Origin of the sequence: Thalassolituus marinus (assembly GCF_020320395.1) — a bacterium.
Classification (GTDB): domain Bacteria; phylum Pseudomonadota; class Gammaproteobacteria; order Pseudomonadales; family Oceanobacteraceae; genus Venatoribacter; species Venatoribacter marinus.
Window position 1 is genome coordinate 1 of record NZ_JAEDAH010000035.1, and the last position, 14107, is coordinate 14107.

Consider the following 14107-nt stretch of genomic DNA (forward strand, 5'->3'; position numbering starts at 1 on the left):
ACGTTTCGGAAGGCCCCTCTATGAGGACAAGGGGCCTGGAATATCTCACAAAAGTTCAAATAAAAATTTGTGGGACAGCAGTGGAGCCTCGGCTCCTTTTTTATGCACTACATCCTCATTGTTTCGTTCGGGCCAGTGTCAGATTGCTGAGCATCTAAACCCCGTAGCCGGCGCCGGATACCTGTCAGATTCGTCTATCTGTTACCCGTCGTAGCGCTGCTTGTAGCCTTTTGTAGCAACCGCCCCAACCGTCATAAAAAGTTCATATTTCACCCCTAAAAGCTGAGCCATGAGCTTCTAATCTTGAAGCGTTCATGAATAATTTTCTCAAGAGTACTCAGCAGTATGCGTATCCGACACCGTCTTATTCTTATGGCCGTTCTGCCTGCCGTGCTGGCCAGCATTATCTTTCTGTCCGTGTGGCAACAAATGCCGAGCGTGGTCAGCCATGCCACTAATCTCTTTGACGAGCGCATGCAACCCGTGTGGTTGCTGACCGGCATCCAGCGTCAGTACGCGAACAGCGTGGTCGATGTCGCTCATCAGAGTCGTGCACAGATGCTGCTTTGGAATGAGGCCGGGGAACGCCTGAGTCAGGCTCGCACTGTGATCCTGCAAAACTGGCAAGCGTATCTGGCACTGCCACTGTCTGAAGAAGAGCGCAGCGAACTGCAACAGAGTGCCGATGCCGCGGAAAAAGCCCTGACCGTTATCGATACGCTGCTGCAGTACGTGCAGGAACAATCGTCTTACAGCATGGGCGGTTTTATCGATATGGACATGTACCCGGCGCTGACGCCGATGCTGGAACTTACCGACCGGCTGGTACAGGTGCAGACCCTGCTGGCTGCACAAGGCCGGGAAAAAGCCATGAGTGATACGGCACAAACCATTAACAGCATCGCCCTGCTGGCCATCACGGTTATTATTGCTATGGCAGTACTGGGCTTTCTTGGTTATCAGCGCATCCTGACACCTGTGCGGCTGATCCGTAACCAGGTAGTCGAAATCGAACACAAACGTGATCTCACATTACGCGTCAATCTCAACTCAAATGATGAGCTGGGCGAACTGGCACGCGCTTTCAATGCCATGATGGAGGCCATCAGCGGTAGCTTCGCCACCATGCGCCAGACGGGCGAGCAGGTGAACAGCACCTCGGCGCAACTGCGGGAACTGGCACAGGCTACCGGTACAGTCGCCTATCAGCAGGTGAAAAGCATGGAAGACAACAACCAGCAAATTGCCCGCGTCTTTGCCGCGGCCATAGAAGTACGCGATGCCTCTGCCCGCGCCTCAACAGAAACTGAATCGGCCTATGCACTGGTCGGCCATGGTGATCAGACGGTGGCCTCTGTGGTGGGTGCTATTCACCGCTCATCAGAACGGGTGGCGCACTCCGCCGCCTGTGCCAGCGCGCTGCTGACCCACTCGGGCAACATAGGTACCGTCCTGGATGTGATCAGCAATATCGCCGAGCAAACCAATCTGCTGGCACTGAATGCAGCTATTGAAGCCGCTCGCGCTGGCGAGCACGGACGTGGTTTTGCGGTTGTGGCTGATGAAGTGCGTACGCTGGCGCAACGTACCGCCGAATCAACACGCGAGATTCATCAGCTGGTCGAGAATATTCAGCAAGGGGCAAAGGAAACCTCTGCCAGCCTTGAAGATGTCAGTAATCTCAGTGAGAGTATGGTGGCCAGTGCAGGCGAAGCCAGCAAGGCACTGAAAGACATACGTCAGGCGGTTGAAAGCCTGCAACGCAACAGCGAACAGGTACAGCAACTGACCGGTGAGCAGCTGGATATCAGCCAGCGTATTCAGGTGCGCTCGGATGAAGTCGCATCACAATCGCGCCTGACGGAAGAGAAAGCTGCAGAAACCGAACACTTCAGCCAGCAGCTGGCGCAAATGGCCGCCGGGCAAGGGCGCCAGGTCACACAGTTCCGTGTAGCCTGATTTGGGTCGCGCCAGACGTGATGCGCCCCTAAGTGGTGCGTATTCCCACATTAAGCACAATGCCTTAGTCATATCAGGCGCTGTTTTATGCGCCTTCCCACTTTTCTAACCAGTTGGTCAGCTTTTTGCTTTAGCCGGAACAGCAATCCTGCTTTACCCGCTGCCTGCCCGATCAGGCAGCGACCTATTTCCGGAGTACATTATGTCTGAGCAAACAGCGGGCAACCCTGACCTGCTTTACGGCCTGAATGAAAAGCCACCAGCACCGGCTGCCATTCTGGCGGCGCTACAGCATCTGCTGGCCAGCGTTGTTGGTATTATCACCCCGACCCTGATTATTGGTGGCGTGCTGGGTCTTGGCACTGAAGTGCCTTACCTGATCAGCATGGCGCTGATCGTATCCGGCGTTGGTACCTTTATTCAGGCGAAAAAAATCGGACCGATCGGCTCCGGCTTAGTTTCGCTGCAAGGCACCAGTTTTGCGTTTCTGAGCTCGATTCTTGCTGCCGGCTTTATTGCCAAGGGTAAAGGTGGTGGTCCGGAAGAAATTCTGTCACTGATCTTTGGCGTGTGTTTCCTCGGTGCCTTTATCGAGATTTTCCTCAGTCAGTTCCTGCATAAACTGAAAGTGTTCATCAACCCGCTGGTTACCGGCATTGTCATTACTGCCATTGGTCTGAATCTGATTAAAGTGGGTATTACCGATCTGGGTGGCGGTTTTAAAGCCCCTGATTTTGGTAGCGGCGTCAACCTGGCCCTCGGTGGCTCAGTGCTGCTGCTGATCATTATTCTGAACCAGAATAAAAATGCCTTTATCCGCTCCGGCGCGATCTTCTTCGGTCTGGCAGTGGGTTTCATTGCCGCGATGATGATGGGCAAAGTGGATTTCTCTGGTCTGTCCAAACTGGACTGGTTCGCTCTGCCGGTTCCGTTTAAATACGGCTTTTCATTCGATATCGAAGCCTTTATTCCGGTTGCGCTGATTTATCTGATTACCGCCATTGAATCGTCCGGCGACCTGACAGCAACGTCTATGGTGTCAAAAGAACCGATCACCGGTGATCTGTATCGCGAGCGTATCAAAGGTGGTGTATTCGGCGACGGTGTAAACTCAATGATCGCTGCCGTATTCAACACGTTCCCGAACACAACGTTCAGCCAGAACAACGGCGTTATCCAGCTGACGGGCATCGCCAGCCGTTACGTTGCTTTTTACGTTGCAGCCTTCCTGGTTATTCTCGGCCTGTTCCCGGTAATCGGCGGTATTTTCCAGCAATTACCTAAGCCGGTACTGGGTGGTGCCACGCTGGTGATGTTCGGTACCGTTGCCGCGGCTGGTATCCGCATTCTGGCCACCGTTGAACTGGATCGTCGCAGTATGCTGATTATGGCCGTGTCCTTTGGTCTCGGTCTGGGTGTGGCGGCTGTGCCGGATCTGCTGAAAGAAATGCCGAAGATGGTGCAGAACGTGTTTGGCTCTGCCATTACCATGAGTGGTCTGGCAGCTCTGATTCTGAATGTGGTTATGCCGGGTCAGGTAACCTTGCTGAAAAGCAGTGAAAACAGCGAGGCCTGAGCCTCACTGATTATCAGTCGCCGGTAACCAGTTATCCGGCGACTGAAATTCATCCGCCATTAAGTCCGGATTATCCCGCAGCAACTGCTCACTCTGGGCGCGAATACCTTCAATTTTCTGCTTTGCGAACGCGATCTCCTCTTCACTGATACCACCGGCTTCTGCCTGATCAATGAAGGATTCAATCACCGCGATTTTAGCCGCACTGGCTTCTACATAAGCACGGAACAAACGCTTTTCCTGGCGCTGTTCGTATTTCTGATACAACTCTTCATCTGCAAGCTCAGCCGCAGTTGGCATCTGCCTGGGAGCCGAGCGGATGATCGGTGGCGTGCGGGCATCGCCCTGGGTACGAGCCTGCGCCATAGAGGCAATGGCGTCTGAGTTCAGACGTGGTAACCAGGCTTCCATATCATCATCACTGAGCTCTGGCAGCTCTGCACTGTCATCCTGATCCTGTTGCTTTATCTTAGCCGCAGGGGCGCTGGTTTTTGTTACAGGCGCGGACGACGACTGAGTAGTCAGCACCTCATCGGCGATCACCACCACATCCGCAGACTGGTTAAATACCAGCAGTGTCAGTGCCGCAAACAGCAGCGCCGCCAGACTGTAAAACCACTTCATGCGGTATTAGCTCCGATTCGCCTGCAAACGCTGATTCAGATAGATATCCGAGTCCTTACGCAGTTGCTGCTGCAGATCGGCCACCGAATGCATGATCTGCTCCATTGCCATGGTATGAGCCAGCTCATAACGCACGCCTTTATCCGACAATGGCAGATAACCTTCTACACGCTCATCGACCCACAGAATTTCAAACACAATATCGCCTTCATTCTGCGGCGAACGGAAAGCCGGTGACACAACACCCTGCGGCTGAATAAAAGCAATACTGTGCAGCCAGCTGCGCTTCTCATCCGCACGATTCAACCAGCCCAGTTCACCACCGCTGGCTTTATCTGCCGCGACCGAATAACGCTCGACCGCTTTATCAAACGGTAAACCCTGGCGGATTTCTTCCACCACTTTGTCGGCCTGTTGCTGGTCATTGAGGCGGATATGTCGCACCCGGGCTTTTTCCACCACGCGAAAATCTTCTTTGTGCTCGGTGTACGCCTGCTGCAACTGCTCGTCGGTAATGGTCGCCGCTTTGGCACGCAGCGCCGGATTATCATCATGAATATCGGCGTTCATACCCAGATGACGCAACAGCTGCTGGTGCTGTTGTTTATTGGTAATAATCTGATTCAGGGTGGCGAAGTCTTTTTCGCCCAGAGTTCGCTCTGACCAGTGCAGTACATACAGGCTACCCACGTACTGGCGGGTCTGATCCTTCAGGAACGCCAGATCGGCGCTGAGCAGTGACAAACGCCCCTGTACATTCTGGCGGCGATAAATATCAAACAGAGAAATATCCTGACGTTTACCATCCAGCGTCAGTGTCAGAACCGGGGTATTTTTTGCCAGCTCCAGTTGCTCTTCGGTGTAGGCGATATTCAGGCCCGGCTGCAATGCAAACTTCTCTTTCAGCAAGGCTTCATTCAATTGCGGGTTCCATTCCACCAGCGAGGCAAAACTGCCACCGGGTAACGCTGCAACCGCCGCCAGAATCTGTTGATCGTAATGATTGCGCAACAGAGAGACCAGGCCGCGCTGATGCACGACATCCCATGGAAATTCAACGCGCACGGCTGGCAACAACTGCTCTTCCGACATCGTTTTACGAGCATGCTCAGCCATCAGAGCATCGTCGATTACCTGCTGCAGAATCATCTGCAGGGTTGCTGGCTTGCCACTGTGCGCAGCTGCTTTTTTCTGCTGCGTCAGCAGAATATCCAGCAGTGGGCGGCTCACGCTTAACTCACCAACCTGAGCAATGTCGTTTTCACCGCTCAGGGTGTAACGGATATCGGCTGCCGCCGGTTGTGTAAATGCCAGAACCAGACCCAGAAACAGGCTTGAGCGAATCATAATAAAACTCCGGAACATTTCCGGCCCGAAGGCCGGAAAATCAACATCAGAAACGGTTAGCCGCGTGATTCAGTACATGAACCGTCATAGCAATTGCATGCGGAATAACAATGCGAGCCACCTGCTCTCTGTCAGAGGACGCGGTACTGCTCAGTACAACACCACCCTGAGAATACGAAATGGAACCACCCTGTGTCAGCAGTGGACGAATATCCTGTGACTGTGGATCAACCGGTGTAAAGCTGTTCAGCGCCGCTGCCACCAGCGAGTCGTCATTCAGACTCAGAGCTGAATAGTTATCTTCAACCCAGCTTTCCCAGCCGGAGTGGTTCAGGTCCGAGGTGGTCCAGGTGTGATGCGGTTGCAACAGGTCTGTGGTGTGCAGCACGAAGCCCAGAGTCTGCGCGGTTGGCTGCTTCCAGAACTCGTTGTACCAGTGCTGCCCCAGGTTATCGATCGGCTGGAACGGCATGGTTTCGAAATCTTCGTACATGCTCTTGGAAGAGGAACTGCCCTGACGGTAATTCGCTTCGGTAATACCGTAAGTGTTGTATTCCGAATCCTCGCTGCAGCTCCACCAGTAGCACCAGCCAGTCATACCACCTTGACCATCATCCAGATGGTCACCGGTCATCCAGGTCGCCGCCATATTGTCCACTTCGCCCCAGACGGTCAGCAGGTCGTAGTTATATCCGCCCAGATCATTGCCATGCACATCACTGCCACGGGTATGATTCTGGAAATGCCAGTACGAGGTGTACTTGGCGATGGAAGAACCTGCCCCCCAAACGGGCGCTTCTACACAGTCACCGGTTACGGCACCACAGATAAAGGTATCGGCGAAGTCGTCGACATCGTAGGCACCCTGACCCAGTACTTCAGCAAACTGAGCCATGCTGTAACCAGATGCCTGCGCCGCTGCAGCCAGCTTGTTGTATTCGGTGGTATCCGGATGTGCCGCCATATAAGCAATCGCGTCGGTCACTATGCGCTTGTGAGTCGGCTGGCTGAAAGCGTGAGACTGAGCTGTCGCCAACGCCAGTACCGCCGCCGCTGAGATAGCAATTGTGTTTTTCATAATAGGATATTTCCTGCTCGTAGAGTGCCGCACACTACCGGGTCAGAATGACAAAGTGGTGTCGCGAATGTCACAGTTCAGTGACGGGATGGAACACTCTGATTATTGTTTTATTTCCTGTCCGGCCATGCGGACGGCAGCAGATTAATGAGCACAATTGCAGACCATCAATGCTGTTTCTTTGATTGGCCTGATTTTCGTCAGATTATTTTTATTATGTCTCACACGGTGAATCGTACGTCTTTTTTCGCCCGGTAAATTAAGGTATTTATCACCAGCCACCGGGCTTTTATATTTCTTTAAAAATAAAGATCACAGATCTTTTTAAAAAATAAAAAGAAAGCCGACCCGCGCAGGCCGGCTTTAAAACCATCAGAAACGGTTAGCAGCGTGATTCAGTACATGTACTGTCATGGCAATAGCATGCGGGATCACAATACGCGCAACCTGCTCGCGATCAGAAGAAGCCGTGCTGCTCAGAACCACGCCACCCTGAGAATAAGAAATTGCACCGCCCTGAGTCAGCAGCGGACGAATGTCGCGTGACTGCGGATCAACCGGAGTGAAACTGTTCAGCGCAGTGGATACCAGCGCGTCGTTGTTCAGACCCAGTGCCGAATAATTATCTTCCACCCAGCCTTCCCAACCGGAGTGGTTCAGGTCAGACGTGGTCCAGGTATGGTGTGGTTGCAGCAGGTCGGTAGTGTGCAGCACGAAGCCCAGTGTCTGTGCGGTTGGTTGCTTCCAGAACTCGTTGTACCAGTGCTGCCCCAGGTTATCGATCGGCTGGAACGGCATTTTCTCGAAATCTTTGTACATGCCTTTAGAAGAAGAGCTGCCCTGACGGTAGTTGGCTTCGGTGATGCCGTAGGTGTTGTACTCAGAGTCTTCAGAACAGGACCAGAAGAAACACCAGCCAGTCATGCCGCCTTTGCCATCATCCAGGTGATCACCCACCAGCCAGGTGGCTGCCAGATTATCCACAGCGCCCCATACGGTCAGCAGGTCATAGTTGTAGCCGCCCAGATCATTGCCGTGCGCATCGCCACCACGTGTGTGGTTCTGGAAGTGCCAGTATGAGGTGTACTTAACAATGGATGCACCTGCACCCCAGACCGGTGCTTCCACACAGTCACCGGTAACCGCACCACAGATGTAGGTGTCGGCAAAATCATCAACGTCGTACGCGCCCTGACCCAGTACTTCAGCAAACTGGGTCATGCTATAACCGGCCGCCTGTGCTGCAGCAGCCAGTTTGTTGTATTCGGTGGTATCCGGATGTGCCGCCATATAAGCAATGGCGTCGGTCACGATACGCTTATGGGTAGGCTGGGTGAATGCGTGAGACTGAGCAGCGGACAACGTCAGCGCCGCTGCGGCAGAAATCGCCAGAGAGTATTTCATACTGTTTTCCTTCCGTCGGTGAGAGTGTATCCACACTGCCCGCTGGCAATGACAGACCGATGTAAGTTCTGTCACAACGCGATGACAGAAAACCCCACACACTCTGATGTTTTTTATTATCAAAGACACCAGCCCGGAAGCCGGCAGACGGAAGATTAAAGAGAGTTAAGACAGGCCAGCAAGGGGCCTGATGTGAGTTGGCCTGATTCTTAACAGGATATTTTCGTAGTGTCCCGAACGGTGAGCAGCCCGTCTTTTTCGGTGACAGTAATAATCATTTTTCTCACTAAAGCCACCTGACATTCCGGGCCAGCAACAAAGATCTGGTACTCAGGCATGATTGTTAAGTAACGCTACGGGGCATAGTCTCAGAGAACCACTCTCTTCCCCCCGGGTACAGTGCGCTGTACCCGGTCTTTTTACTCCGCTGCGCAGGGAAGCGCAGAGACTGAATACCTATAACCAACGCCGCACCTGTCGGCAGTAGTCGCTGTATTCCTCGCCAAACAACTCCAGCAAAACACGCTCTTCCGGCACAATCTGAAAGCGGGTGATGTACACCACAAAGGCGATCACGCCAGCCGCCGCACTGATCGACTGCAGCCACAGCCACCAGGCGCAGAGCAACAGCGCCAGCCCCAGATACATAGGATTGCGGGTTACCTGATACACGCCACTGGTCACCAGAGTGGATGCTTTACGAATATTGAGTGGATTGATGGTCGTGCGACGGCGCAGGAAGGCAGTCAGTCCACCCATGTCGCAGACAACAGCACAAGTGACCAATACGGCCACCAGTCCGTAACGCACTGCGTCCGCTGACTGCCATTGCCATCCCAGCGACGACAGTTGCCACATCAGCAAAGCACAGATCAGCGCCACCAGTGGCGGCGGTACCTTGTGTTCTAGAAATGCCATAGCCCTATACTCTCCGCCATTGTGCATAACGACTGACCATAACACTGTTTGCGCAGACCGACGCATAGCCTTTGTACTTAGCCCGCAGCGCCCTGCTCGTGCCTTGCGCCCTTATTCGTGACGTAAGGCTTCAATCGGGTTCAGTTGCGCCGCTCGTCTTGCCGGCACGTAGCCGAAGATCACACCGACTGCTGCCGAAAACACAAAGGCCGCAACGCTGATGCTGACATCAAAGATAAACGGCATCGACATCAGCAACGCCAGGCTCCACGACAGTCCCAGAGCCAACAGAATACCAATCAGTCCACCCAGCGACGACAGCACCACGGCTTCCACCAGAAACTGCAGCAATACTTCATGTTCCAGTGCCCCAATGGCCAGACGAATACCAATTTCACGGGTTCGTTCCGTCACCGACACCAGCATGATGTTCATAATGCCGATACCACCCACCAGCAGGCTGACGCCCGCCACTGCGCCAAGCAGGCCTGTCATGGTCTGAGTGGTACTGGTCAGGGTTTCTGCCAGTTCGGTTGTGTTAAAAATGTTGAAGTTATCGCTTTCACTGGCGGCGACATTACGACGTAAACGCAGCAGCGTGGTCAGACGCTGCTCCACATGATCAGTATCAACGCCATCTTCCAGCGAAATATAAATCTGATGCACGTCCCGACTACCAGCCAGGCGACGCTGGTAATTCATCATAGGTACGATCACGATATCATCCTGATCCTGACCAAAGCTGGTCTGGCCCTTGCCTTTCAGCACGCCAATCACCACGCAGTTGTTGCCGGCAATGCGCATTTTCTGATTAAGCGGCGATTCGCCGGAGAACAGTTCTTTCACCACCGTCTGGCCGACAATACACATAGAACTGCCATCGGCTAATTCGTCGTCGCTGAAATTGCGTCCTTCGGCCAGCGTCCAGTTCCCTGCCAGTAAATACTGGTTGTCGCTACCACGCACGGTGGAGCTCCAGCTGGTGTTGCCATTAATCAGCGTCACCGAACCACTGCTCACCGGGGCGATGGCTTTTATACCAGCGATTTCATTGGCAATGGCGGTCACATCCGCCAGCTCAAACGCTGGCGCGGATACGCGGTCGCGACGCGGCCCGAAGCCCTGACCACGATTCACCATCATCAGGTTAGTGCCCAGACTGGACACCTGCGCGGTTACCTGTGCCGTGGCGCCATTCCCCAGAGCCACCATAGTAATAACGGCTGCCACACCGATAATAATGCCGAGGGTGGTCAGAAAAGAGCGCATGACATTGCGGCGGATCTGCTGCAATGCCAGCTTTAATGCATTAATCAGCATACTGTGCTCCTGCACTGCCAGTCTGACGTGAACGTGCCGGGTCAACCAGACCATCGACAAAATGAATAATGCGCTGCGAATATTCCGCCATTTCCGGCTCGTGAGTCACCATCAGAATGGTCAGGTTCTGCTCACGATTTAATTGCGACATTAATTGCATAATTTCTTCACTGCGTTCACTGTCGAGATTACCGGTCGGTTCGTCAGCCAGCAGGATCGATGGAGTGGTTACCAGCGCCCGGGCAATTGCGACCCGCTGTTGCTGGCCACCGGATAATTCCGACGGATGATGGTGTGCCCATTTTTCCAGCCCGACTTTTGCCAGTGCCGCCATGGATAAACGATTGCGTTCCCTGCGCCCCAGACCGCGATACACCAGCGGCAGTTCGACGTTTTCCATTGCCGACGTGCGCGCCAGCAGATTAAAGCCCTGGAACACAAAACCAATATGATTACGGCGCAATAATGCCCGCTGATTACGATCGAGCTGCGATACCGGTACACCGCGAAAAAAATATTCGCCGCTGGTCAGCACATCGAGGCAACCGAGAATATTCATCACTGTCGATTTACCCGAACCACTGGGGCCCATCAGCGACACAAATTCCCCCTCGGCCACCTCAAAATCGACGCCCTTCAATGCCTGGAACTGCGCGCTGCCAGAGCCATAGGATTTGGTTACGCCGTCAAAGCGAATTAACGTATCAGCACGGTTCATCAGGCGTTAACCTTTACCGCATCAATAATAATTTCATCGCCTTCCTGTAAGTCACCGGAAATAATTTCAGTACGTAAACCATCACTGATACCGGTAACCACATCCACCGGCTGCGGCTGATTGTTACGCAATACCCAGATGGTTGCCTGGCGCTGCTGCAAAGCATCGTTGACGCTGTTTTCTTCACCCGCTGTTTTCTTACGACTCTGGCGACGAGGCCCCGGCATCAGGCTGCTGAATATGCCACCCGGTTTTCCCGCACGCTCACCGGCGTCATTGTCACCAGCCGCCACTTCCGGTTTATAGCGCAGAGCCGCACTGGCGATGGTCAGCACATTTTCAGCGGATTTAACTGCGATATCGGTCACAGCTGTCATCGACGGCAGCAATGCCAGATCGTTGTTGTTCACTTTCAGAATGGTTTCATAAGACACCACGCCGGAGCTGGTGCTGCTGTCGGTGCTGGCCAGACGAATCTGAATAATTTCTGCGTGAAATTTCCGTTTACTCCAGGCATCAACGGTAAAGCTGGCTTTCTGCCCGGTTTTAATCAAAGCGATATCGGCTTCATCAATATCGACATGCAGCTCCATATCTTTCAGGTCGCGGGCCAGCAAGAACAGTGTCGGTGCGGAATAGGATGAGGCAATGGTTTGCCCCGGTTCGACATCCTTGCTCAGAACAATGCCATCAATCGGCGACACCAGAGTCGCTTTCACCAGATCGTTTTCTGCACTTTCGAGGTCGGCCTGGGCTTTTTCTACCGATGCCTCTGCCACCAGCACAGAGGCCTCCGCTTTGGTCACCGCAATACGGGCGGAATCCAGCGTTTGCTGCGACGGATGTTTGCCACCACTTAATTCCCACACTTTCTGATAGTGCTGATAATCCAGCTGCGCTTCTTCCAGCACTGCTTTCGCCTGCGCCACACTGGCACTGGCAGATTTCAGCGTACTTTTCTTTTCCACCACGGTGGCGTTCAGCGTGGTGGTATCCAGACGCGCTAGCGCCTGACCTTTACTGACGTGGTCGTTATAGTCGACCAGTACCTCTGCCATAATGCCGGATAATTCAGAACTGACTTCCACTTCGTCTTTCGGTTCGACACTGCCGGTGGCGGTAACCGTTACCGCCAGATTACCGCGGCTGACTTTATCGGTTTTAAATACCTGATTATTCCCTTCATCACCGGGCAGCAACGCCCAGCTGCCAGCACCAATGGCCACCACCGCCAGCGTTACCGTCAGCAGCCAGATGGCAGAACGTTTTTTTGGTGCACTGACCAGTCCGAGCTGTTCGGCTTTTTGTTGTTGATCGTGATTCATGAAGAAGTACCCGGAAATTGGTTATCAGTTAGCTCAGAAGGAGTGGCTTGCCAGCCGCCACCGGCAGCGCGGTAAAGCTGAATCCAGTCGTTTAATAAGGCACCGTCGTTCTGTACGCGGTTATTGCGTGCCGACAGCAGGTCGGACTGTGCGTCGAGCAAATCATCAAAGCCAAGCAGACCGGCTTCGTACTGCAGCTGCGCCAGTTCGCCAGCCAGTTCGGCTGCGGCCTCTGCCTGTTGATAAGCCACCTGCTGCTGTTGCGTCGCGACCAGTGCGGCCAGTGCGTCTTCCACTTCCTGCTGAGCGTTGAGTAAGCTGCTGCGATAGCTGAGCAACGCCTGCTCAAATTTCAGTTGCTGAGTACGCTCATTGGTTTTCAGCACACCACTATCAAATAAGCTGTACGACACAGTGGCTGCTATCGAACGCACCAGACCATCGACACTAAAAACGTCACTGAGGTTATCGCCGCTGTTACTCAGACTGCCACTCAGGGATAACACCGGGAAGCGACGATTATGCGCCTGCACTACGGCCTCGCCCTGAACCACCAGCGCGTATTCGCTGGCCTTAACATCCGGACGCTGACGCAGGGTTTCGGCGGGTAAAGTCAGCACCAGTTGCTGCGGTAACGCCGGTAATGACGCGGTACTCTGCAGTTGCGGCAGAACGCTGTCGAGCTCGCCACCGGCCAGTACCCGCAACTGATTAATTGCCGCACTGGCCGCCTGCTGATACTGCGGCAGACTGGCCCGGCTTTGCTCCAGTAAGGTACGCGCCTGCATCAGTGCCAGCTCGGTGCCCAGCCCGGCCTGCCAGGTGCTTCGTGCAAGCTCATAACTGTGCTGACGTAATTCGATGGCAGCCTGCGCCACCTGCACATTCTGCTGCGCCAGGCGCAGGCTGGTGTAGGCTGTGGCAGTCTGTGCCACCAGACTCACACGGGCATCACGCAGTTGTGCGGCCGCCTGATCGACGCTGGCACTGGCTGCCAGCTGCTGTGAGTTCATGCTGCCCCACAGATCTATTTCCCACGAAGCACTGAGACTGGCATTGGCTGAGTTATTCATGCTGTCACTGCTACCGGAGCGGCTGACGCCGGTGCCTGCACGCAGCGACGGCAGATAATCCGCATCGGCGACCCCAAGCTGCAACAGTGCCAGGCGATGACTCAGTACAGCACTGGCCATATCCGTGTTATTGGCCAGCGTCAGCTCAATCAGCTGATTCAGTAACGGCTCATTCAGTTGCTGCCACCAGGCAGCAAGATCACTGGCGGTGGCATTATCGGCGCTGACACCCGCCGGCAGCGGCGCCTGCCAGTCACCGCTGACAGTAGCCATAGACGCTGCCGCATCCGGACGAACGCTGGCGCAGGCTGGCAATAACAGCACCGCCAGCAGCACCGGCAGGCTGCGGACATGAGGAACAGAAAACATAGGGGGAGAGACTCCGGCGACAACACGGAATACTGTCTGAAGAGCACAGCATTCTCAAATGATATTAATTATCACTAAGATCTCATGATATGAGAAATCTCACCAGCACTAACGCGTAAAGAATTGCCGGGAAGCGTCAAATGCTGACACTAAGCTGACACTCGTCGTGTTGAACGAACAAAACTGAGCAGGAATTGCGACTGACTGGTGAGCAGTGACCACCCTTCGCCATCAAGGCTATGTCAGCCAGAGAGATGTTTGAGCAGAAGATTGTGCTGCAGGCTTTGTGTATTGAAGCGAGCGGAGAAGCACCCATAAAAAAAGGTTCATCGCATTTAAGCGTGAAAAATGAGAACGGCAGTAAAATCGGTTAAGTTTGCATTCGCCAAAACCCAA

The 14107-nt window shown here is 53.9% G+C and carries 11 protein-coding genes; 2 read left to right on the plus strand and 9 right to left on the minus strand.

Annotated features, from left to right (window positions below; translation table 11 throughout):
- Positions 1–345: 345 nt before the first annotated feature.
- The gene (locus tag I9W95_RS07030) at positions 346–1959 is read left to right on the plus strand and encodes a methyl-accepting chemotaxis protein (RefSeq protein WP_225673279.1); all 1614 of its coding nucleotides are present in this window, start codon (positions 346–348) and stop codon (positions 1957–1959) included.
- 202 nt (positions 1960–2161) lie between these two features.
- Positions 2162–3535: a nucleobase:cation symporter-2 family protein gene (locus tag I9W95_RS07035; protein WP_225673281.1), complete on the plus strand. Its 1374-nt coding sequence runs from the start codon at positions 2162–2164 to the stop codon at positions 3533–3535.
- Positions 3536–3538: 3 nt separating this feature from the next.
- Here I9W95_RS07035 and I9W95_RS07040 read toward each other — a convergent pair whose 3' ends face one another.
- From I9W95_RS07040 to I9W95_RS07080, 9 genes are all read right to left on the minus strand, one after another.
- Positions 3539–4159 (minus strand): hypothetical protein, encoded by a 621-nt coding sequence (locus tag I9W95_RS07040; RefSeq protein ID WP_225673283.1) that lies wholly within the window; start codon positions 4157–4159, stop codon positions 3539–3541.
- A 6-nt stretch (positions 4160–4165) separates the two neighbouring features.
- Positions 4166–5506, minus strand: a complete 1341-nt coding sequence (locus I9W95_RS07045; protein WP_225673285.1) for a peptidylprolyl isomerase — start codon at positions 5504–5506, stop codon at positions 4166–4168.
- 46 nt (positions 5507–5552) lie between these two features.
- Positions 5553–6584, minus strand: coding sequence for a phospholipase C/P1 nuclease family protein (locus I9W95_RS07050; RefSeq protein ID WP_225673287.1), 1032 nt, complete (start codon positions 6582–6584; stop codon positions 5553–5555).
- 372 nt (positions 6585–6956) lie between these two features.
- On the minus strand, positions 6957–7988 hold the full coding sequence (locus I9W95_RS07055; protein ID WP_225673290.1) for a phospholipase C/P1 nuclease family protein: 1032 nt from the start codon (positions 7986–7988) through the stop codon (positions 6957–6959).
- Positions 7989–8444: 456 nt separating this feature from the next.
- Positions 8445–8906: a methyltransferase family protein gene (locus tag I9W95_RS07060; RefSeq protein ID WP_225673292.1), complete on the minus strand. Its 462-nt coding sequence runs from the start codon at positions 8904–8906 to the stop codon at positions 8445–8447.
- Positions 8907–9017: 111 nt separating this feature from the next.
- Positions 9018–10226 (minus strand): ABC transporter permease, encoded by a 1209-nt coding sequence (locus tag I9W95_RS07065; RefSeq protein WP_225673294.1) that lies wholly within the window; start codon positions 10224–10226, stop codon positions 9018–9020.
- Positions 10216–10944 (minus strand): ABC transporter ATP-binding protein, encoded by a 729-nt coding sequence (locus I9W95_RS07070; RefSeq protein ID WP_225673296.1) that lies wholly within the window; start codon positions 10942–10944, stop codon positions 10216–10218. Before I9W95_RS07070 ends, I9W95_RS07065 begins: the two co-directional genes overlap by 11 nt.
- Complete coding sequence (locus I9W95_RS07075) at positions 10944–12269, minus strand: efflux RND transporter periplasmic adaptor subunit (RefSeq protein ID WP_225673299.1); 1326 nt, start codon at positions 12267–12269, stop codon at positions 10944–10946. The genes I9W95_RS07070 and I9W95_RS07075 overlap by 1 nt, the downstream gene beginning before the upstream one ends.
- Positions 12266–13711, minus strand: a complete 1446-nt coding sequence (locus I9W95_RS07080; RefSeq protein WP_225673300.1) for an efflux transporter outer membrane subunit — start codon at positions 13709–13711, stop codon at positions 12266–12268. The genes I9W95_RS07075 and I9W95_RS07080 overlap by 4 nt, the downstream gene beginning before the upstream one ends.
- Positions 13712–14107 lie beyond the last annotated feature (396 nt).

Bases quoted from the DNA above. Each gene is read 5' to 3' on its own strand.
- I9W95_RS07030 (WP_225673279.1), top strand. From the start codon at position 346: ATGCGTATCCGACACCGTCTTATTCTTATGGCCGTTCTGCCTGCCGTG.
- I9W95_RS07035 (WP_225673281.1), top strand. From the start codon at position 2,162: ATGTCTGAGCAAACAGCGGGCAACCCTGACCTGCTTTACGGCCTGAAT.
- I9W95_RS07040 (WP_225673283.1), bottom strand. From the start codon at position 4,159: ATGAAGTGGTTTTACAGTCTGGCGGCGCTGCTGTTTGCGGCACTGACA.
- I9W95_RS07045 (WP_225673285.1), bottom strand. From the start codon at position 5,506: ATGATTCGCTCAAGCCTGTTTCTGGGTCTGGTTCTGGCATTTACACAA.
- I9W95_RS07050 (WP_225673287.1), bottom strand. From the start codon at position 6,584: ATGAAAAACACAATTGCTATCTCAGCGGCGGCGGTACTGGCGTTGGCG.
- I9W95_RS07055 (WP_225673290.1), bottom strand. From the start codon at position 7,988: ATGAAATACTCTCTGGCGATTTCTGCCGCAGCGGCGCTGACGTTGTCC.
- I9W95_RS07060 (WP_225673292.1), bottom strand. From the start codon at position 8,906: ATGGCATTTCTAGAACACAAGGTACCGCCGCCACTGGTGGCGCTGATC.
- I9W95_RS07065 (WP_225673294.1), bottom strand. From the start codon at position 10,226: ATGCTGATTAATGCATTAAAGCTGGCATTGCAGCAGATCCGCCGCAAT.
- I9W95_RS07070 (WP_225673296.1), bottom strand. From the start codon at position 10,944: ATGAACCGTGCTGATACGTTAATTCGCTTTGACGGCGTAACCAAATCC.
- I9W95_RS07075 (WP_225673299.1), bottom strand. From the start codon at position 12,269: ATGAATCACGATCAACAACAAAAAGCCGAACAGCTCGGACTGGTCAGT.
- I9W95_RS07080 (WP_225673300.1), bottom strand. From the start codon at position 13,711: ATGTTTTCTGTTCCTCATGTCCGCAGCCTGCCGGTGCTGCTGGCGGTG.